Origin of the sequence: Streptomyces sp. NPDC048172 (assembly GCF_043202595.1) — a bacterium.
Taxonomy (GTDB): domain Bacteria; phylum Actinomycetota; class Actinomycetes; order Streptomycetales; family Streptomycetaceae; genus Streptomyces.
Window position 1 is genome coordinate 18,183 of the sequence record NZ_JBIDAT010000014.1, and the last position, 19,771, is coordinate 37,953.

Below are 19,771 nucleotides of genomic sequence, written 5' to 3' on the forward strand. Positions count from 1 at the left end.
TCGGGGGTTCGAGAAGTGACCCTTCTGGGGGACGTGGGTGCGGCCGGTCGGCGGCGGTACCCTGGCACTCATGACAGGCGCCACCCGTGAGCAGCGAAGCACCGGAAACGGGCGTTTCCGGCGGTTTCTGGAGCGGCTTTCCACCTCGGAGGAGGACCTCCGTTCGGAGGAGCTGCGCCAGGAGGCAGCGGGCCGTGGCTGCGCCCGCATTTCCGACTGTGCCGACCGCGACATGGTCCGTGTGACGGGTACGCTGCGCACCGTGACCCTGCGGCCACGAGCCGGAGTGCCCACGCTGGAGGCCGAGCTGTTCGACGGATCGGCCGCACTGGACGTCATCTGGCTGGGCCGCCGCGCCATCGCGGGCATCGAGCCGGGTCGCAAGCTGATCGTCTGGGGCAGGATCACGAAGAACCGCGGCCGCCCCGTGATGTTCAACCCGAAGTACGAGCTGCGACCCCTCGGACAGGAGTAGCGGGTGACCTCCCTCGACAAACCGGCCGCCGACCAGGATCCGGACGACCGGCCGGAGCCGGGTGACCAGGCCGTCACGGAGGCGGCGCTCTTCGAAGCCTTCGGCGGCATCCGCGGCCTGGTGGAGACGACGGTCCCCGGACTGGTCTTCATCACGATGTTCACGATCAACAAGAACATCCAGGCCGCCGCCATCGCCGCGCTGGTGCTGGCGGGGCTGATGACCGTGGTCCGGCTCGCCCGCAAGGACACCGTCAAGCACGCCTTCAGCGGCATCTTCGGCGTCGGCTTCGGCGTGGTCTTCGCGATGATGACCGGGAACGCGAAGGACTTCTACCTGCCCGGCATGCTCTACACGCTGGGCCTGGCGCTCGCCTACCTCATCACCTCGGCGGCGGGCGTTCCGCTGCTCGGGCTCGTGCTGGGCCCGGTGTTCAAGGAGAACCTCTCCTGGCGGACCCGCAATCCGGGCCGTAAGAAGGCGTACACCAAGGCGAGTTACGCATGGGGCCTCATCCTGCTGGCCAAGTGCGCGATCCTCTTCCCGATGTATCTCTGGGCCGACACGGCCAAGTTCGGCTGGGTCACGGTCGCGCTGAAGATCCCGCCGTTCCTGCTCGCCGTGTACCTCACCTGGATCTTCCTGGCCAAGGCCCCCGCGCCGATCAACGTCATCGCGGAGATGGAGGCCCGGGAGGAGGCCGAGGAGGCCCAGAAGACGGCGGCCAAGGAGCAGGCCGCCGCCTCCGGTTCAGGACGTCACCGCCGCTGACCCCCGTAGGGGCGTAGGCTCACGCGTCGGCGCGCACCGACAGCAGCTGCTCCAGCTGCTCCTCGCGCGCCGGCGCCGCCACGAACAGCAGCTCGTCGCCCGCCTCCAGCGCGTCGTCCGGGTCCGGGGTCAGCACCCGGTTGCCGCGGATGATGGTGACCAGCGAGGTGTCCTCCGGCCACGTCACGTCGCCGACCCGCGTGCCCGCGAGGGCCGCCTCCGGCGGCAGCGTGAGCTCGACGAGGTTCGCGTCGCCCTGCGAGAAGCGCATCAGCCGCACCAGGTCGCCGACGCTCACGGCCTCCTCGACCAGCGCGGACATCAGGCGCGGCGTGGAGACGGCGACGTCCACGCCCCACGACTCGTTGAACAGCCACTCGTTCTTGGGGTTGTTGACCCGCGCGACCACCCGCGGCACCCCGTACTCGGTCTTGCCGAGCAGCGAGACGACGAGGTTGACCTTGTCGTCGCCCGTCGCGGCGATCACCACATGGCAGCGCTCCAGCGCCGCCTCGTCGAGCGAGGTGATCTCGCAGGCGTCGGCGAGCAGCCACTCCGCCTGGGGCACCCGCTCGACCGAGATCGCCGTCGGCGTCTTGTCGATGAGCAGCACCTCGTGCCCGTTCTCCAGCAGCTCGCCCGCGATCGACCTGCCGACAGCGCCGGCCCCGGCAATGGCGACCCTCATCGGTGTTCCTCCTCAGGCCCCGAAGCGAAGACCTCTTCCACCTGTCCCACCTCGTCGGACCGCATCATCACGTGCACCAGATCGCCCTCCTGGAGGACCGTCTCCGAGGTGGGCAGCATCGCCTCGCCCAGCCGGGTGAGGAAGGCGACGCGCACCCCCGTGTCCTCCTGGAGCCTGCTCACGCGCTGTCCCACCCACGCGGGTGCCGCGTGCACCTCGGCGAGCTGCACGGCGCCGCTGGGGTCCCGCCAGAGCGGCTCGGCGCCGGACGGCAGCAGCCTGCGCAGCATCTGGTCGGCGGTCCAGCGGACCGTGGCGACGGTGGGGATGCCGAGGCGCTGGTAGACCTCGGCCCGGCGGGGATCGTAGATACGCGCGGCCACATGGTCGATCCCGAACATCTCGCGGGCCACCCGGGCCGCGATGATGTTGGAATTGTCACCGCTGCTGACCGCCGCGAAGGCGCCCGCCTCCTCGATGCCCGCCTCGCGAAGGGTGTCCTGGTCGAAGCCCACCCCTGTCACACGGCGGCCGCCGAAGCCGGATCCGAGACGCCGGAAAGCGGTGGGGTCCTGGTCAATAACCGCCACCGTATGGCCCTGTCGTTCCAGGGTCTGCGCGAGCTCGGCTCCCACCCGTCCGCAGCCCATGATCACAATGTGCACGCCCGTCCCTTCATCCCGTACAGCGGGCCGTCTCAGCATCGCACGACTGACCGCATACGATCCTCTGCGTGTCCAGGATGACCGACGTACCGAAACGACTCCTCCTCGGGAGGGCGCTCCGCAGCGACAAGCTAGGCGAGACGTTGCTGCCCAAGCGCATTGCCCTCCCCGTTTTCGCCTCCGACCCGTTGTCGTCGGTGGCCTACGCACCAGGCGAAGTGCTGCTGGTGCTCTCGGTCGCGGGGGTCTCCGCGTATCACTTCAGCCCGTGGATCGCCGTCGCGGTCGTGGTGCTGATGTTCACCGTCGTCGCCTCGTACCGGCAGAACGTCCGGGCGTATCCGAGCGGCGGCGGGGACTACGAGGTCGCGACGACCAACCTCGGCCGCAGGGCCGGGCTCACGGTCGCCAGCGCGCTCCTCGTCGACTACGTGCTGACCGTCGCCGTCTCCATCTCCTCCGGGGTCGAGAACCTCGGCTCGGCGATCCCGTTCGTCGTCGAGAACAAGACACTCTGCGCGGTCGGTGTGATCGTGCTGCTCACGCTGATGAACCTGCGCGGGGTACGGGAATCGGGCAAGCTCTTCGCGATCCCGACCTACTGCTTCGTGATCGGCGTCTTCGGGCTGCTGCTCTGGGGCGTCGTGCGCGCGGTCTTCTTCGGCGACGAGATGCGCGCGCCGACCGCCGACTACGAGATCCACACCGAGCAGTCCGGGCTCACCGGCTTCGCGCTGGCGTTCCTGCTGCTGCGCGCGTTCTCCTCGGGCTGCGCCGCGCTGACGGGCGTCGAGGCGATCAGCAACGGCGTGCCCGCCTTCCGCAAGCCCAAGTCCAAGAACGCGGCGACGACGCTCGCCATGATGGGCGTCCTCGCCGTCACCATGTTCTGCGGCATCATCGCGCTCGCGCTCGCCACGAACGTCAAGATGGCCGAGAACCCCGCCAAGGACCTGCTGGACAACGGACACCCGGTGGGCTCCGACTACACCCAGAACCCGGTGATCTCGCAGGTCGCCGCCGCTGTCTTCGGCGACGGCTCGCTCCCGTTCATCTTCCTGGCCGCCGCCACCGCGCTCGTGCTCTTCCTGGCCGCCAACACGGCGTACAACGGCTTCCCGCTGCTCGGCTCGATCCTCGCGCAGGACCGCTACCTGCCGCGCCAGTTGCACACCCGCGGCGACCGGCTCGCGTTCTCCAACGGCATCGTGCTGCTCGCCGGCGCCGCCGCGATACTCGTCGCGGTCTACGAGGCCGACTCCACCCGGCTCATCCAGCTCTACATCGTCGGCGTCTTCGTGTCGTTCACGCTCAGCCAGACGGGCATGGTGCGGCACTGGAACCGGCTGCTCACCACCGAGACCGACCCCGCGCGCCGCCGCCACATGCAGCGCTCCCGCGCCATCAACGCCTTCGGCGCGTTCTTCACGGGGCTGGTGCTCGTCGTCGTACTGGTGACCAAGTTCACCCACGGCGCCTGGGTCTCCCTGCTGGGCATGGCGCTCTTCTACGGCCTGATGACCGCGATCCGCCGGCACTACGACGGCGTCTCGGAGGAGCTGGCGGCCGAGGACCCGGGCGAGAAGGCCGTCCGGCCCTCGCGCGTGCACTCCCTCGTCCTCGTCTCCAAGATCCACAAGCCCACGCTGCGCGCCCTCTCCTACGCCCGGCTGATGCGCTCCGACCACCTGGAGGCCGTCACCGTCAATGTGGACCACGCCGAGACCGAGCAGCTCCGCAGGCAGTGGGACGAGCGCGGCATCGACATCCCGCTCACCATCCTCGACTCGCCGTACCGCGAGATCTCCAAGCCGGTCATCGAGTACGTCAAGCGGCTCCGCAAGGAGCAGCCGCGCGACGTCGTGAGCGTCTTCATCCCCGAGTACGTGGTCGGCCACTGGTACGAGCACCTGCTCCACAACCAGAGCGCCCTGCGCCTCAAGGGCCGCCTGCTCTTCACGCCAGGCGTGATGGTCACCTCCGTGCCGTACCAGCTCGAATCCTCCGAGCTGGCCAAGAAGCGCGCCCGCCGCCGCGAGGACTGGAACGCACCGGGCTCGGTGCGCCGCGGCCCGGTCAAGCAGCAGGGCAAGCAGTCGTCGGCGGGCATGACGAAGCAGCGCCGGGACTGACCGGCCGGTGACGAGGACTGACCGGGCGGCAGGGGAGGGGCGGGGGAAGTAGACTCGGCGGTTGCGGTTCCTCGCGGTTCCGACCGCCGAGCCCACCTCCCGCCTTCCGCCCTTCCTCTGGAGCCCGTGCGCCATGCCCGAGTCCCCTGCCGACGCCGACGTCGACGCCGCCTCCGCGCCCTCTCTCGTGGGGGAGGAGTACGAGGTCGAGGTCGGCCCCGTCGCGCACGGCGGCCACTGCGTCGCCCGTACGGAGGCCGGGCAGGTCCTCTTCGTACGCCATACGCTCCCCGGCGAGCGCGTCGTGGCACGGGTGACCGAGGGGCGCGCGGACTCCCGCTTCCTGCGCGCCGACGCGGTGCGGATCCTGGACGCCGCCAAGGAGCGCGTGGAGGCGCCCTGCCCGTTCTCCGGGCCGGGGCGCTGCGGCGGCTGCGACTGGCAGCACGTGAAGCCGGGCGCGCAGCGCCGCCTCAAGGCCGACGTCCTCGCGGAGCAGCTCCAGCGCCTCGCCGGGCTGACGCCCGAGGACGTCTCCTGGGACGGCACGGTCGAGCCCGCGCCCGGCGACAAGGTCGCCCCCGGCGAGGTCCCGGCCTGGCGCACCCGCGTCCGTTACGCGGTGGACGCCGAGGGCCGCGCGGGCCTGCGCCGCCACCGCTCGCACGAGGTCGAGCCCGTCGACCACTGCATGATCGCCGCGCCCGGCGTGGAGGAGCTGGGCATCGAGGCCCGCGAGTGGCCCCAGATCGCCGAGATCGACGCGATCGCCGCCAGCGGCTCGGCCGACCGCCAGGTCATCCTCACCCCGCGCCCCGGCGGCCGCCTCCCGCTCGTCGAGCTGAACCGCGAGGTGTCGGTCCTCCGCATCGGCGAGAAGGACGGCGCCGTCCACCGTGTCCACGGCCGCGACTTCGTCCGCGAGCGCGCGGACGACCGTACGTGGCGCGTCGGCGCGGGCGGCTTCTGGCAGGTCCACCCGCGCGCCGCCGAGGTCCTGGTCGACGCGGTGATGCGGGGCCTGACCCCGCGCAAGGGCGAGATGGCCCTCGACCTCTACTGCGGCGTCGGCCTCTTCGCGGGCGCCCTCGCCGACCGCCTCGGCGAGCAGGGCGCGGTCCTCGGCATCGAGTCCACCAAGCGCGCCGTCGAGGACGCCCGCCACAACCTCGCCGCCTTCCCCCGCGTCCGCGTCGAACACGGCAAGGTCGAACGCGTTCTCCCCCGCACCGGCATCACCGAGGCCGACCTCGTCGTCCTCGACCCCCCGCGCACGGGCGCGGGCCGCTCCACGGTCGCCCAGATCGCGTCCCTCACCCCCCGCCGCGTCGCCTACGTCGCCTGCGACCCCGCCGCCCTCGCCCGCGACCTCAAGTACTTCGCCGACCAGGGCTACAAGCCCCGCTTCCTGCGCGCGTTCGACCTCTTCCCGATGACGCACCACATGGAGTGCGTGGCGATTCTGGAGCCGGTGAAGAAGGGCTCCTGACCCGGGCCGAAGTCGGTGATCGTCAAAGGGTGCCGCGCCGGGCGGGCTTGACGGTACTGTGCCGATCACGAACGACGGGTGTACGGGGAGGCTGTTCATGTTCGCGGTGATCTACCGTTGGCGTTTGCACGAGGGCAAAGAGGAGCAGTTCGCGGCCGGTTGGCATCGCGTGACGAGGGCGATGCACGAGCACGGCGGCAGCTACGGGTCCCGTCTGCACAAGGCCGATGACGGCACCTGGGTGGCGTACGCGCGGTGGCCGGACGCCGCCACGCGCGCGGCGTGCCCGGACGTCGACCCCGAGGGCGAAGCCATGATGAGCGAGGCGATCGCGGAGCATCTGCCCACGGTGCGCTGCGACGTGGTGGACGACCTCCTCTCCGAACCCCGCGATCACGCCGCGAGGCCGGTGACGTAGCGGTCGTTCGCCAGGGGGCGATCGTGCCCGTCTCGGTGTCGAGGGTGACTTCCCCGGCCCAGTCCATGGTCATCGTGGTCTTGCCGGGGAAGTCGACGGGCAGCCAGAACATGACCTTGGGGCGTTCGATGTTGCGGAAGGTGTCGTCCTCGTTCCGGTTCTCGCCGAACCAGTAGTAGTATCCGTCCGCCCCGACCACGCCGCCGCCGTGCGCGTGCGCCATCTGCCTGGGCGTCATGTGTGCATGTTTGCGTAAACATTCAATGGGCCTGCCAAGAGGCCGGACCGCCTCGGCGTCTCCCCGTGTCCGCAGTCGTAGCCGTAGCCGTTCAGCGGTGGAGGCGGGTGGTGGAATACCCCTGGGGGGTATATGGTTCTGATCAATGCCCTGCACGGGCGTTGTCCTTTTACCTGGGAGATGTCATGACGATGGACCACTCCAGCCACGGCAGCGCGCAGCCCGGTGGGCTGGCGGTTTCCGAGGGTGGGTATGCGCTGGAGCTCGACTCGGCGGTTCTCGCCGCCGGTGTGCAGCCGGTGAGTTTCCGGGTGGTCGGGCCCGACGGGCGGGCGGTGACCGAGTTCGTGGCGGAGCACGAGAAGGAGCTGCACTTCATCGCCGTCCGGCGCGACACGGCCGGGTTCCAGCACGTGCACCCGGTGAGGGACGAGAAGGGGACCTGGAGCACCGAACTCGCCCTGGAGCCGGGTGACTGGAGATTCTTCGCCGACATCCACCCCGCGGGTCACCACGGGGCGATGACGCTGGGGATCGACGTCGCGGTCGGCGGGCACTACGAGCCGCTGCCGCTCCCCGAGGCCACGGGCGTCGCGCGCACCGGCGAGTACACCGTCGCGCTCGACGGCGGGCTCGTGCCCGGCGAGGCGAGCGCGCTGACCCTCACCGTCAGCCGGAACGGCAGCCCCGTCACCGACCTCCAGCCGTACCTGGCCGCGTACGGGCACCTCGTGGCACTGCGGGTCGGTGACCTGGGGTATCTCCACGTCCACCCCGAAGGGGAGCCCGGTGACGGCGCCACGGCGCCGGGGCCCGAGATCGCCTTCATGGCCGTCGCGCCGTCGGCCGGTGCCTACCGCCTGTACCTGGACTTCCAGCACGACGGTGTCGTGCGGACTGCCGAGTTCACGGTGCGGGCCGACGCCGCAGGCGAGCACCACGGCCACCACAGTCACCACGCCCACCACTGACACCGGGAGCGATAGCGGTGCGTAGCTCAGACACCCCCGTCTGTATCCGCGGGGCACGGTCCCCGCCGTATGGACTCATGGATTTGTGGACCCGGAAGGAACCTCCGTCATGCGACTGTTCGCCATCCGCGACTACCGTCATCTCTTCGCCGCCCAGGTCATCGCCCTGTTCGGGACCGGGCTGACCACCGTGGCCCTCGGGCTGCTCGCCTACGACCTCGCCGGTCCGCGCGCCGGGACCGTTCTCGGCACGGCGCTGACCGTCAAGATGGTCATGTACGTGCTCATAGCCCCGCTGGCCGCCGCGTACGTCGACCGGCTCCCCCGGAGAACCCTCCTGGTCCTCCTCGACACGGTCCGCGGCGCCGTGGTTCTCGCGCTGCCCCTGGTCACCGAGGTCTGGCACATCTACGTGCTGATCGGCCTGCTCCAGGCCGCCTCCGCGGCGTTCACCCCGACGTTCCAGGCCGTCATCCCCGACATCGTCACCGACGACGCCGCCTACACGCGCGCCCTGTCCGCCTCCCAGGTCGCCTCCACCATGGAGAGCCTGCTCAGCCCCGTACTGGCCGCCGTGGCCCTCACGTTCATGAGCTTCGACCGGCTGTTCCTGGGCACCTCCGCCGGATTCCTGCTCTCCGCCCTGCTCGTCCTGGCCACACGCGTCCCCGACGCCCGCCCCAGCGCCCACACCAGGGCGTGGGACAAGGCGGCGGCAGGCATCAGGACCTTCCTCAGGACGCCGCGGCTGCGCGGCGTCATGGCCCTCAACCTCGTGGTCGCGGCGGCCGGTTCGATCGTCGTCGTCAACACCGTGAACCACGTACGGGACCAGCTCGGCGGCTCGCAGTCGGCCGTCGCCTGGATGCTCGCCGCCTCCGGCACCGGAACCCTGCTGACCGCCCTCGCGCTGCCCCGCGTCCTGGACCGCGTCGCCGCCCGTACGGTCATGATGACGGGCGCTGCGGTCCTCGTCGCCGGTACGGGCGCCGCGGTGGCGCTCGTCGCGGCCGGTCTCCTCACCTGGGCCGGAACGGCGGTCGTGTGGACCGCGATCGGCGTCGGCATGGCGCTGGTCATCACGCCGACCGGCAAGGTGCTGCGGGCCTCCGTCGCCCGGAACGCGATCCCCGAGGCGTTCGCGGCGCAGTTCTCCCTGTCGCACCTGGCCTGGCTGCTCACCTACCCCGTCGCGGGATGGCTCGGTACGACCGCCGGTCTGCCCGTCGCCTGGTCGGTCCTCGCGGTCCTCGCCGGAGCGGGAGCGCTCGCCGCGCCCCTCCTGTGGCCGCGCCACGCCGCACACGGGACCGTGCCCAGTGCCGTGGCCAGCTCCGTGACACCCGCCCGGCACACCCGGCAGACCTCTGGTCCGGACCCGGCCAGTCTGTCCAAGGCCGCGTGAGCGCGGGTACGTCTGTGAGGGTCCCTTCCCTCCCGTCACTGCAGGAGCGGCATGACGAAGCACGCACCGAACGACCGGCTGTCCTGGCTCGGCTCGGAGTACTTCCGGCACACGTACGCCGAAGATCCGTTCGCCGCCACCGCGTTCGGCATCCCCGGCCACGAGGCGGAGGTACCCGATCCGAGCCGGGACGGCGACCGGCGGCGGCTGGAAGCGCTGGACGGTCTGCTCCAGAAATTCGGCGCGCTGGACCCGGCCGCGCTCGACGACCAGGACCGGGTCACGTACACGATGCTCGGACGGCTCCTGCGCGGTGAACGCGACGAGATGGCGGCCGGGTTCGGCCGGGGCGCCTTCGAGGTGGGCGTCTCCGGCTCCGTCGCCGGAGTGCCGAGCCAGGTCTTCGCCACCGTGCCGACCACCGCGCGACTGCGGGGCGAGGCGGACGCCGACGCCTATCTGCGGCGGCTGCGCGGGCTCGGGGGCTACTTCGAGGCGCTGTCGCGGCGCTACCGCCAGGCCGCCGCCGAAGGCCGCGTTCCCCCGGCACACGGCGTACGCCAGGCAGCCGAACAACTGCGCGCGTACCTGGCCTCCGACCCGGCCGGGGACCTCTTCCTCCGGCCCGCCACGGACGACCGGCAACGCGAGCGGATCCTCACCGTCGTCCGCGACGTGGTCCGTCCCGCACTGGCCCGGCACGCCGCAGCGCTCACCGGCGAAATCCTGCCGCGGGCGCGCTCCGACGGCCACGTGGGGCTGTGCCACGTACCCGGCGGCGAAGCGGCCTACCAGGTCGCCGCGCAGGTCCACACGACGACGGACCTGACACCGGAGGAGATCCACGGGATCGGCCTCGACCATCTCGGCGCGCTCCGGGCGGAGTTCGCGGAGACCGGATCCCGCGCCCTCGGCACCTCCGACGTCACCGCCGTCCTGCGCCGCCTGCGCGCGGACCCCGCCCTCCGCTTCGAGGACGCCGGCCAGATCCTCGACAGCGCCACCACGTCCCTGCGCCGGGCCGAGGCCGCGATGCGGGACTGGTTCCGCGACTACGCGCTCGCGCCCTGCGTGGTCGAGGCGACGCACCCGGCCGAGGCCGAGGGTTCCACGCTGGCCTACTACCGGCCTCCCGCCGCGGACGGCTCCCGCCCGGGCGCGCACGTGGTCAACACCCACGAGCCGCGCTCCCGGCCCCGGTTCGAGTACGAGGCACTGGCCTTCCACGAGAGCCTGCCCGGCCACCACCTCCAGATCGCCCTCGCCCAGTCCCGCGACGACCTGCCCGACTTCCAGCGGTTCGCCTTCCTCACCGCGCACGGGGAGGGCTGGGGCCTGTACGTGGAGCGCCTCGCCGACGAGATGGGCCTCTACACCTCGGACCTGGACCGGCTGGGCATGCTGTCCTTCGACGCCTGGCGCGCCTGCCGTCTCGTGGTGGACACCGGCATGCACCACCTCGGGTGGTCCCGCACGCGCGCCATCGAGTTCCTACGGGCGAACAGCGCGCTCTCGGAGTCCAACATCCGCAACGAGGTGGACCGTTACATCGCCTGGCCCGGCCAGGCCCTGGCCTACCTCATCGGGCGCCTGCGGATCGAGCAACTCCGGCACCTCGCCGAACGCCGGCTCGGCTCCGGGTTCTCCGTCAAGGACTTCCACCACCACGTGCTGGCCCATGGCGCCGTGCCCCTGGATACGCTCGACGACATCATCCGGCGATGGATCGAACGGGGATGGACCGAACGGCCAGGGGGCTGACGGCCAAGGGCTGAAGGCGCTGCCTAGGCGGACGTCGTGCAGCCGGTGGTGAGGGTGGAACCCTCCTTGTACCGCTGCATGTCCTGGTCCTTGACCTCGCCGTTCACAACGATCTTGCAGCCGATGGACTTCTGCCCGTTTTCGGGCGAGGACTGGATGGACAGCGGGTTGCCCGGATTGACCTTGAACTTCTTCTTCCAGGGCGTCTTGACCTTCTCGACCTCGTAATCCTCGAACCCGCCGTTCTTCCGGATGATGCCCGGGATGTAGACGCTGGCGGGCGAGTCGCCGGTGAGCTGGAACTCGACGGTGACCTTCCCGTCCGCTCCGTCCTTGGCGCCGAGCCCCGGCCCGTCGCCGGAGCTCTTCGACTTCTTCCCGCCGTCGTCCGAGCAGCCGGTCAGCCCGGCCATGAGTGCCGCCACGGCGGCCAGACAGGCCGCGGTCCTGCGCACGCGCATGATGTTCCCCGTTCTCAACTTCCGTGCTCTGCTTGCCGATCGCGCTTCCTGATCCCCCGTGCGACCGGAAGGAGGATGGTGCCATACGTGCCCGTGGGGCGGGTGGGTCGGATGGGGCGGGTGTGGTGTGGATGTGGGGTGGGTGGGGAGATCAGCCGCGCAGGACGCGATCGAGCGCTGCCCGGCCCGCCGGTCCCCATGCCGGTTTGCCGCCGGGCAGGCCCCGGTCGCCGTTCTGGCCCATGAGCAGGAGGAACAGGCACTTCAGGGCGGCCAGTCCGCGGGCGCGGCGGACCGTGCCCTCGTCCGCCTGCCCGTACGCGTCGAAGAAGGGCCGGGCGGCGCCGTCGGGAAGGAGTACCCATGCGGCCGCGAGGTCCCACGCCGGATCACCGGCGCACATGTCGCCGAAGTCGATCACGCCCGCGAGCGTCCCCTCCGAGACGACGACGTTCGCGGGGTGGAGGTCACCGTGCACCCACACCGGCGGGCCCTCCCATCCGGGGGCCGCGACAGCCTCGTCCCAGACGGCCCGGACCTCGTCGGCGACGTCGCCGGGGACCACGGCCTGGAAGAACTGCTCGAAGCCGTCCGTGTACTGCTTGGGGTGCGCGCCCCTATCCGCAACGGGCGGTGCCTCGGGCGGCGCCTCGACGTGGAGCGCCTTGAGGAAGCCCGCCAGCACGTCGGCGGCGTGCCCGCCCTCGCTGATCGAGGAGCGGTCCAAGGGCTCGCCGTGGACCCACGACATCACGGCCCAGGGCTTCGGGAAGCGCACGGACGGTTCGCCGGTCCGTACGGGGAGGGGGACCGGGAGCGGCAGGCGCGGGGCCAGTACGGGCAGCCACCGGCACTCCTTGCGGAGCAGGTCCGGAGCGTCCTCCGTACGCGGCATGCGCACAGCCAGGTCGTCCCCCAGGCGCCACATCTGGTTGCCCCAACCGCCCGCCACTTCGCGGACGGCCGGTCCAGCGAGGTCAGGGTGCTGCTCCCGCAGCAGCTCATGGACCAGGTCTGCGGTGATCTCGGTCTCGGCCTCGGCCTCGGAGTCGGTCATGCGAAACCACATTACTGGGGCGGGATTTGCTTCCCGTTCCGCCCGAGCCGGTGATCGACGGCGGTGGCCGACGGCGGTGCCTCGACGACGAAGAAGAGGAAGTTGGGGTTGCTCGACAGCTGCTGGAATCCGTCCGGGAACAGCTCACGGGCGGCCGGGTCGGGCCGCGGTTCGCTGAGAGCGGTGAGGCGGAAACCGGCGGCGGTGAAGGCGTCGGTCATCGCGTGCAGCGGCCTGCGCCACAGCCTCATCGGGACGGACTCCCCGTCGAAGGCCCAGTCGAAGGTGTAGCTGGTCGTCGCGTGGTAGTCGGGCCGGGGATCCCGGTGCGCGTAGGACGTGAAGGGGTGGCTCACCGAGGCGATCAGGCGCCCGCCGGGCCGGAGCACCCGCCGCAGCTCGGCCAGCGTCGGCCCCCAGTCCTCCAGATAGTGCAGCACCAGCGACGCGGCCGCGTCGTCGAACGTCCCGTCGTCGAACGGCAGCGGGTCCCGCAGGTCGGCCACGTGGAGGTCCGCGTCCTCGCCGAGCAGCCGCCTCGCCTGCGCCAGCATTCCCGCGCTGGCGTCGATGCCGGTGACGACGGCACCGCGGTCGCGCAGCGCGGCCGACAGCATGCCGGAGCCGCACCCCGCGTCCAGGACCCGGCGGCCGGTGACGTCTCCGGCGAGGGCCAGCATCGCGGGCCGCTCGTAGTAGGCGTTCACGAGGCTGTTCGCGTTCTCCGCCGCGTACGCCTCGGCGATGCTGTCGTAGTCGTTCGCCCGATTCCGGTCCGCAGACTGCATCGTCGCAGCCTAGGCCCTGCCCCGGTCGCAGACATCGTTGAAGGGTTCGCTCGGTCCTCTTCGTCTTCCTGATCCTGCCCCTTCGCTGCCCGCGAGCGGAAAGGGGCCGACGGTTAGGCTGCGACAGTGGTCAACTCACTTATTGCTCCTGACGAACTGCTGCCCCGGGTCTCCTCCGCGCATGCCAGGGTGCTCGCGCTGGTCGAACGGTTCGACGAGCGGCAGAAGGGCGAGGCCTCCGCCCTGCCCGGGTGGACACGCGGGCATGTCCTCCAGCACCTCGCCGACAACGCCCGCGCCTTCGAGCGGCAGGCGCGGGCGGCGTTGCGGGGCGAGCGCGTCGAGATGTACGACGGCGGCCCGGCGGAGCGTGACCGGGCCATCGAGGAGGGGGCCGCCCTGCCGCTGGCGGAGCTGTACGGGGAACTGGGGCTGGCCCAGCGGGCCTTGGAAGAGACCTGGAGCAGGCTGGGGGCCGAGGATTGGGGGCGAGCTGTCCGGTTCCGCCATGCCACGGTGCTGGACACCGCGCTGGCCCGGTGGCGGGAGGCGGAGATCCACGCGGTCGACCTGGCGGCCGGGTACCGGCCCCGCGACTGGCCGTCGGACTTCGCGCTGCACACCCTGGACTTCCTGTCGGGCCGTGCCCCGGACCGTACCCGGCTGGTCCTGCGGGCCACCGATGGTGAGTTCACCCGGACCCTCGGGGCGGGGACGTCGTCCGTCGAGGTCTCCGGCGCGGTGCGTGACCTCGCGGCGTGGATGGCCGGGCGCGACACCGACGGTCCCTTGGACACGACCGGTACGGCCTTGCCCGAGCTCGGCCCCTGGCCGCCGGACCCGGCGGACTGACGTAAGCCCTCCAGGTCGCCGGGCGGCACAGGGGCGGTCGTCCGGTGCGCGTGGCTCACGTCTCCCCGATGAGGTCCGTGACCAGGGAGCGGACGTAGGTCTCGTCCGTGCCGGGGATCGAGAAGACGACGCGGAAGTAGAGCGGGGCGACCAGGCGGTCCAGGACCTGTTCCAGGGACGGCGGGGGCCCGGACGTGCCGGCGCGGGTCCGGGCCGCTTCGAGGACGGGGGCGAAGCGGTCGCTGACGCGGCGGAGGCATGCGCGCATTCCGGCGTGGCGTTCGTCGACGTCGGGGGCGACCTCGGCGCGGAAGAAGGCGATGCCGCCGGGGCGGGAGAGCTCTTCCAGGGTCCAGAGGGCCTGGTTCTCCAGGTCGGTGCGGAGGTCGCCGACGAGCGGGGGCGCTCCCTTGTCGCCATGGTCCTCGGCGATGTCGGCCAGCAGTGCGGCGAGCGTGCCCCAACGCCGGTAGAGAGTGCTGGGGTTGACCTCCGCGCGCTGGGCCACGGCCGGGAGGGTCACCTGGTCCGCGCCGCGCTCGCTCACGAGCGCGACCGCGGCGCTGTGCACGGCGGCGCGGACGCGGCTGCTGCGCCCGCCCGGCCGCTTCGCCGGTGCGTCGTCGGTGTCCATGCTCCTACCCTAAGCCTTAAAGCGAAGGCTTGCGCCTTAGTGGCTCGTAGGCCTACGGTGCCTTAAAGCGGAGATCACCGCTTTAAGGCCGTCCGTACGCCCTCGAAGGGATCAACCATGTCCACCGAAGCCGCCGCCCTCGCCCTGGGGCGCACCTTCCACAAGGCCCTCGTCTCCGCCGACTGGGACGGGATCCGGGCCCTGCTGCACGACGACGCGACCTGGACCCTGCCCGGCGACAACGCCATCTCCGGTACGGCGGAGGGGGCCGACGCCGTGGTGGAGCGCGCGCAGCTGATCGCCTCGTACGGCGTCCACTTCGAGCTGCTCAACCTCCTGGTCAGCAGGGAGAACATGGCCCTCTCGCTGCACAACACCGCGCGCCGCGAGGACGCTGTGCTGGACGAGCACCTGGCCACGGTCTGCCGGCTCCGCGACGGAAGGATCGCGAGCGTCGAGACCTACCTCTCCGACGTGCCGGGGATGAACGCCTTCTTCGTCTGACCTCTGCGCTCTGACCTCGTACGACGCCTCGGCGCTTGCCTCTCACATGGGTGTCAGGTTCTAGCGTTCCTCCCAGAGGCCCCAAGGGACCGCCAGGGCCAGTCCGTTGGAGAGGGAGAGAGTGATCATGAAGAGCGTCACCCGCATCGCGACAGCGGTCGCCGCCGTCGCTGTCGCCGTCGCCGGTGTCACCGGCGCCACCGCCACCGCCTACGGCGCGGAACCCGCCAGCCCGCCGAAGACCATCGCGCTGCCGAACGACGGCATGCCCGACGGCCTCGGCTACCAGCCCGAGGGCATCGAGACCGTCGGCGACACCGCGTACATCAGCTCGTTCACCGACGGCAGGGTCATGAAGGTGAACCTCCGTACCGGGGACGTGAAGCCGCTCGTCGAGGCCGACGGGGACCACGCGCTCGGCCTGCACGTCACCGGCCGTCTGCTCCTGGTAGCCGGTCAGACCTCGGGGGAGCTGCGCGTCTACGACCGGTTCACGGGCGAGCAGTTGGAGAACCACGAGGTCCCGGGCGCGGAGCTGCTCAACGACATCACCGTGACGGGGGACACCGCGTACGTCACCGACTCGTACAAGGGCGTCCTGCACGCCTTCCCGCTGCGCGCGGACGGGCGCGGGCTCGGCGAGCCCCGGACGATACGGCTGGGCGGCGACTTCGAACTCGTGAAGGAGAGCGAGCTCGGCAGGGCGTTCAACGGCAACGGGATCACCGCGATCGACGCGCACACCGTCCTCGTCGCGCAGACCGACAGCCCCGACGACCCGTACGGCAACAGCAGCGAGCTGTACCGGGTGGACACCCGTACGGGAGACGCCCGGCGCGTGACCGTCCACGGCGGCCCGGTGCTCGGCGCCGACGGGATCGAGCTGCGCGGCTCCACGCTCCACGTCGCGCAGCACAGCGAGAACACCATCGCCGAGCTGAAGCTCTCGCGCGACGGCACCTCCGCGACGCACGTCCGTACGATCGAGGACAGCGACCTCGCCGTGCCCACGAACCTCGCCTTCGGCCGCGGCGGCGACCTCTACGCGGTCAACTCCCGGTTCGACGTGCCCTCTTCCGGGCGGCTCACCTACGAGGTGGTCCGGGTGAGGAGGTGAGGCCCACCCCCGAGTCCCACCCCCGAGCCCCCCGGGCTCAGCGCACGGAGAGCCGCACCAGGCGGGCGTGCGCGGGCGGCGTGCCGTGGACCTTCACGGCTACGTAGCGGGCGGAGGGAGCGGCGGCCTCGTGCCGGAGGCGGCGTACGCGGCCGTGGCCGTCCAGCGTGCCCGCCCTCCGGTAGTGCACGCCGTCCTTGCTGAACTCCACGTGCGCGGCAGGGGCCGAGGGCGTCGTCCACTCGGCCTCCACACGGCGCACCGGGCGCCGTTCCCCGAGGTCCACGACCATCCGGCCGTCCGGCCCCGGCCGCCACGCGGTGTCCGGGGCGCCGTCCACCGCCGCACCCGGCGAGGACATCCCGGGCGGCAGCGGGGAGGTGGGGAAGGTGTTCCGGCCCAGGGCGTGGTCGTCGTACGGGAACGGCCGCGCGCCCGGCACGGTGACCCGGGTCCCGCGCCCGGCCCGTACGGTCGCGACGGTGCTGCGGCCCTGGCCCTCGATCCGTACCCGGCAGCCGGGGCCCGACAGGTGCAGGGTCGCCCCGTCGGTCACCCGGATCCGCAGGCCCGGGGGGAGCGTACGGCCCGACAGCGAGGTGAGGGTGAAGCGGGGCGGCAGCAGCCGGGCGGACGCGGCGTCGAGGCGCGCGGTGCGGACGAGGCCGTTCCGGGTCACCGTCTGCTCGCCCTCGTGGACGCGCAGACGGCGGCCCGGCTGGGGCACCTCGACGCGCGTGCCGACCGCGTCCCCGGAGAGGTTGAACAGGCTCAGGTACCCGTCCGTGAGCGCGGCGCGGAGCCGCTCGTCCTCGGCGGTCGGCGTGGCGTCGCGCGCCAGGTCGCGGAGCTTTTCGGGCGAGGCGGCGCAGTGGCCCTCGACGACGAGGGGCGTGCGTGCGTCGTCGGCGCCGTCGGCCGGGACGATCATGTCGCCGTAGACGGCGACCGCGCGCTTGCCGCCGCCGCGCCCGCCGCGCACCACCAGGCCCGCACGGCCGTCGACGTCGAGCCAGCCGCCCTCGCTGCGCACCGCGGGCTCCGGTCCCGTCGCCAGGTCCGTCCACCGCTCGCCGTCGGCCGAGCCCTGGAGGCGGTAGACGCGCGCGGCGGCGGCCTCCCAGCGCAGGGTGACCCGGTCGAGCGCGTGCGCGGCGCCGAGGTCCACCGCCCACCAGCTGTCGGCGCGCGGCCGGTCCTTCGTCGAGACGGCCCACCGGGTGTCGGCCTCGCCGTCCACCGCCAGCTCCGGCTCCATGCCGGACGCGTGCGAGGACGCCGTCGCCGTACGGCCGCGGGCGAGGTCGGGACCGCCGTCGGCGTCGCGGGCCTCCACCGCGTACAGCGAGTACCCGTACGCCGGGTCGGGCTGCACGCCCAGCACGCGGAGGTGACGGACCGTCGCCCGCTCGAAGGTCAGTTCGTCGGTGCGTCCGGACCCCTCCGAGGCGGCGGCGTCCTGCGCGCGGACCTCGGCCGTGCCCTCCGCGAAGCGGTACGTGCGGCTGCCGTCCAGGCCCGCCACGCCCGGCATGGTCAGGTTGTGCACCTCCAGCCGTGAGCCGCCCGCGAACGAGCCGTCGGCCGCGTAGACCACCGCGCCGGTGGGGAGCGTCGTGTACCCGGCGAAGCCGTCCCCGAGGCGGAGCAGTGTCGCGCTGCCGTCGAAGCCGTCCCGTACGGCCGTGTGCACCCGCACCGTACGGCCGGTGACCTCGGCGGCGGTCGAGGGCAGGAACATCGGGGTGCTGCCGCTGAGCCGGAACAGCCAGTCGTCGTGCGCGGGCTGCCAGGCGAACTTCACGAAGCCCGGCTTCGTCACCGCGCCCGCCCAGGCCGCCGGGGACTGGTGCGAGACCAGGCCGGGGCCGGTGCCGAAGTCGGTGACGCCCTTGGCGTGCTCGAAGAGTCCGGCCCGCGAGAGCGCCCGTACGTGCCGGCCGGCGGTCCACTCGTGCAGCAGGTAGCTGATGGCGAGCTCGGCGCGCGCCTCGGGCTCGTACTTCGGCTCGCCGGAGAACTTCGTCAGCCGGTTCTCGGGCGGGTACTTCTGGTACGCCTCCAGCCGCGCGGCCAGCTCCAGTTCGGCGCGCGCCGCGGCCCTGTCACCGGCCACCCGGGAGAGGAAGGCGAGCGGGATCACGTCGCGGCCGTAGAGGTGCTCGCGGTCGTTCACCATCGGCATCAGCGGCTCGCCCGCGTCGGACATGACGCCCAGCAGCGTGCGCCACAGGGGCCCGGCGTTGGGCTGCGCGGTGAGGACCTCGGGCAGCGGCTGCTCCGCCGCGAGGAAGTGCGCCGCGTTACGGCCCGAGGTGCGCCACAGCTCCTCCTGGTAGTGCGGCCCGAACGACTCGTGGTTCTCGACGATGAACGTGTCGTACGTGTTGCGGGCGGTGTTGCGCGAGACCGGGACGCCGTCCACCCGCGTGGGGTTGGCCAGGTCGGCGGGCGGCAGCCCTGCCTCGTTCCGCGACCACGCGCCATAGGAGGCGGCCCAGCCGGGGCGGCGCCGGTCGTCCGGGGCCCAGGCCAGGGCCGGGGCGAGCGTCTGGGAGTAGACGCCCATCTCCTCCAGCTTGGTGTCGCCGACGTACCCGCCCTTCAGGCCGTTCGGCGTCCAGTCGCCCGAGTCCGGGTCGTCGCCCGTGCCCAGCGAGTGCGTGTACGCGGCCTGTTCGCGGGTGATCGTGTCGACCGCGGAGCGCGTCCCGGCGTCCAGCTCGTCCCACAGCAGGCGCGCGGCGAGGACGAAGTACGACTGGAACGTGGTGTCGAAGAAGAGCCTGCGGCCCCATGTGCTGCCGCCCGCCAGCCGGTTCGACGCCGCGAAGTGGCGCAGGGTCGCGAGCGTACGCCGCTTGAGCGTCGCCCTGCTCACCCCGGCCACGCCCTCGTCGAACTCCCCGCGCGTCAGCAGCACGGCGTGCCCGAGGACGACGGCGAAGCCGAAGTCCTTCTCGCTGTACGTCCCCTTCGCCTCGTCCCACTGCGTCTCCGACCAGCGGGTGTGGCGGAGCAGGGCGCGGTAGTAGGCGGCGGCGACATCCGTGGTCCGCCCCGGGGCCGCCGTGGCGGGGGAGGCGAGGGCGAGGGGGAGCGCGGCGGCGGCGCCGGTCGCGCCGAGCAGCTGCAGGAGGCGCCGACGGCCGACCTCAAGGGAGATGGACTCGGACCCCACGGTGGTCCTCCTGCCTGCCGACAACGTTGTCACGTAGGGGCCGATTCTTGAGCCGCCTCGTGAAACCTGTCAACACCTCGGACGCGCTGGACTCTTGGGGAACCCGTGGCGTCCGTTCCCTTGACGGGGCGGGGTGCCTCGCTCAGGGTGTGGGCCAAGCAAGC

The 19,771-nt window shown here is 71.9% G+C and carries 18 protein-coding genes; 11 read left to right on the top strand and 7 right to left on the bottom strand.

Translation table 11 applies throughout. The annotated features are described in order from the left end of the window. The first annotated feature begins 70 nt into the window (after positions 1-70). Entirely contained in the window at positions 71-475 is a 405-nt protein-coding gene (locus ACGF3A_RS40660) for an OB-fold nucleic acid binding domain-containing protein (protein ID WP_393735710.1), read from the top strand. 3 nt (positions 476-478) lie between these two features. Further along, positions 479-1,246 carry a DUF3159 domain-containing protein gene (locus tag ACGF3A_RS40665; protein WP_393735712.1) on the top strand — a complete coding sequence of 256 codons (768 nt, stop codon included), beginning with the start codon at positions 479-481 and terminating at the stop codon, positions 1,244-1,246. Positions 1,247-1,265: 19 nt separating this feature from the next. On the opposite strand, the gene ACGF3A_RS40670 is transcribed toward ACGF3A_RS40665, so the two are convergent. Both ACGF3A_RS40670 and ACGF3A_RS40675 read right to left on the bottom strand, forming a co-directional pair. Beyond that, positions 1,266-1,934, bottom strand: coding sequence for a potassium channel family protein (locus ACGF3A_RS40670; protein WP_393735714.1), 669 nt, complete (start codon positions 1,932-1,934; stop codon positions 1,266-1,268). After that, the gene (locus ACGF3A_RS40675; RefSeq protein WP_393735716.1) at positions 1,931-2,599 is read right to left on the bottom strand and encodes an NAD-binding protein; all 669 of its coding nucleotides are present in this window, start codon (positions 2,597-2,599) and stop codon (positions 1,931-1,933) included. The genes ACGF3A_RS40670 and ACGF3A_RS40675 overlap by 4 nt, the downstream gene beginning before the upstream one ends. Before the next feature lie 68 nt (positions 2,600-2,667). Here ACGF3A_RS40675 and ACGF3A_RS40680 point away from each other — a divergent pair, with 68 nt between their 5' ends. From ACGF3A_RS40680 to ACGF3A_RS40705, 6 genes are all read left to right on the top strand, one after another. Then, on the top strand, positions 2,668-4,731 hold the full coding sequence (locus tag ACGF3A_RS40680) for an APC family permease (RefSeq protein ID WP_393735718.1): 2,064 nt from the start codon (positions 2,668-2,670) through the stop codon (positions 4,729-4,731). A 133-nt stretch (positions 4,732-4,864) separates the two neighbouring features. Continuing rightward, positions 4,865-6,220 carry a class I SAM-dependent RNA methyltransferase gene (locus ACGF3A_RS40685; RefSeq protein WP_393735720.1) on the top strand — a complete coding sequence of 452 codons (1,356 nt, stop codon included), beginning with the start codon at positions 4,865-4,867 and terminating at the stop codon, positions 6,218-6,220. A gap of 97 nt (positions 6,221-6,317) precedes the next feature. Beyond that, positions 6,318-6,638 (top strand): antibiotic biosynthesis monooxygenase family protein, encoded by a 321-nt coding sequence (locus ACGF3A_RS40690; RefSeq protein WP_393735722.1) that lies wholly within the window; start codon positions 6,318-6,320, stop codon positions 6,636-6,638. Between the two features lie 423 nt (positions 6,639-7,061). Further along, complete coding sequence (locus ACGF3A_RS40695) at positions 7,062-7,847, top strand: hypothetical protein (RefSeq protein WP_393735724.1); 786 nt, start codon at positions 7,062-7,064, stop codon at positions 7,845-7,847. A gap of 109 nt (positions 7,848-7,956) precedes the next feature. Continuing rightward, a complete protein-coding gene (locus ACGF3A_RS40700; RefSeq protein WP_393735726.1) occupies positions 7,957-9,252 on the top strand; it encodes an MFS transporter in 1,296 nt (431 codons plus the stop codon). Between the two features lie 51 nt (positions 9,253-9,303). Further along, positions 9,304-11,013, top strand: a complete 1,710-nt coding sequence (locus tag ACGF3A_RS40705) for a DUF885 domain-containing protein (RefSeq protein WP_393735728.1) — start codon at positions 9,304-9,306, stop codon at positions 11,011-11,013. A gap of 23 nt (positions 11,014-11,036) precedes the next feature. Here the strand turns inward: ACGF3A_RS40705 and ACGF3A_RS40710 are convergent, their stop codons facing one another. From ACGF3A_RS40710 to ACGF3A_RS40720, 3 genes are all read right to left on the bottom strand, one after another. Next, positions 11,037-11,468, bottom strand: coding sequence for a hypothetical protein (locus ACGF3A_RS40710; protein WP_393735730.1), 432 nt, complete (start codon positions 11,466-11,468; stop codon positions 11,037-11,039). Positions 11,469-11,625: 157 nt separating this feature from the next. Further along, complete coding sequence (locus ACGF3A_RS40715; RefSeq protein WP_393735732.1) at positions 11,626-12,531, bottom strand: aminoglycoside phosphotransferase family protein; 906 nt, start codon at positions 12,529-12,531, stop codon at positions 11,626-11,628. A gap of 11 nt (positions 12,532-12,542) precedes the next feature. Beyond that, on the bottom strand, positions 12,543-13,319 hold the full coding sequence (locus ACGF3A_RS40720; RefSeq protein ID WP_393735734.1) for a class I SAM-dependent methyltransferase: 777 nt from the start codon (positions 13,317-13,319) through the stop codon (positions 12,543-12,545). Between the two features lie 126 nt (positions 13,320-13,445). On the opposite strand from ACGF3A_RS40720, the gene ACGF3A_RS40725 reads away from it, so the two are divergent. Further along, on the top strand, positions 13,446-14,171 hold the full coding sequence (locus tag ACGF3A_RS40725) for a maleylpyruvate isomerase family mycothiol-dependent enzyme (protein ID WP_393735736.1): 726 nt from the start codon (positions 13,446-13,448) through the stop codon (positions 14,169-14,171). 55 nt (positions 14,172-14,226) lie between these two features. Here the strand turns inward: ACGF3A_RS40725 and ACGF3A_RS40730 are convergent, their stop codons facing one another. Next, positions 14,227-14,805 carry a TetR/AcrR family transcriptional regulator gene (locus ACGF3A_RS40730; RefSeq protein WP_393735738.1) on the bottom strand — a complete coding sequence of 193 codons (579 nt, stop codon included), beginning with the start codon at positions 14,803-14,805 and terminating at the stop codon, positions 14,227-14,229. A gap of 117 nt (positions 14,806-14,922) precedes the next feature. Here ACGF3A_RS40730 and ACGF3A_RS40735 point away from each other — a divergent pair, with 117 nt between their 5' ends. Beyond that, positions 14,923-15,309 (top strand): nuclear transport factor 2 family protein, encoded by a 387-nt coding sequence (locus ACGF3A_RS40735; RefSeq protein ID WP_393735740.1) that lies wholly within the window; start codon positions 14,923-14,925, stop codon positions 15,307-15,309. A gap of 127 nt (positions 15,310-15,436) precedes the next feature. Continuing rightward, positions 15,437-16,426 (top strand): YncE family protein, encoded by a 990-nt coding sequence (locus ACGF3A_RS40740; RefSeq protein WP_393735742.1) that lies wholly within the window; start codon positions 15,437-15,439, stop codon positions 16,424-16,426. 37 nt (positions 16,427-16,463) lie between these two features. Here the strand turns inward: ACGF3A_RS40740 and ACGF3A_RS40745 are convergent, their stop codons facing one another. Then, positions 16,464-19,607: a discoidin domain-containing protein gene (locus tag ACGF3A_RS40745; protein ID WP_393735744.1), complete on the bottom strand. Its 3,144-nt coding sequence runs from the start codon at positions 19,605-19,607 to the stop codon at positions 16,464-16,466. Positions 19,608-19,771: the final 164 nt, after the last annotated feature.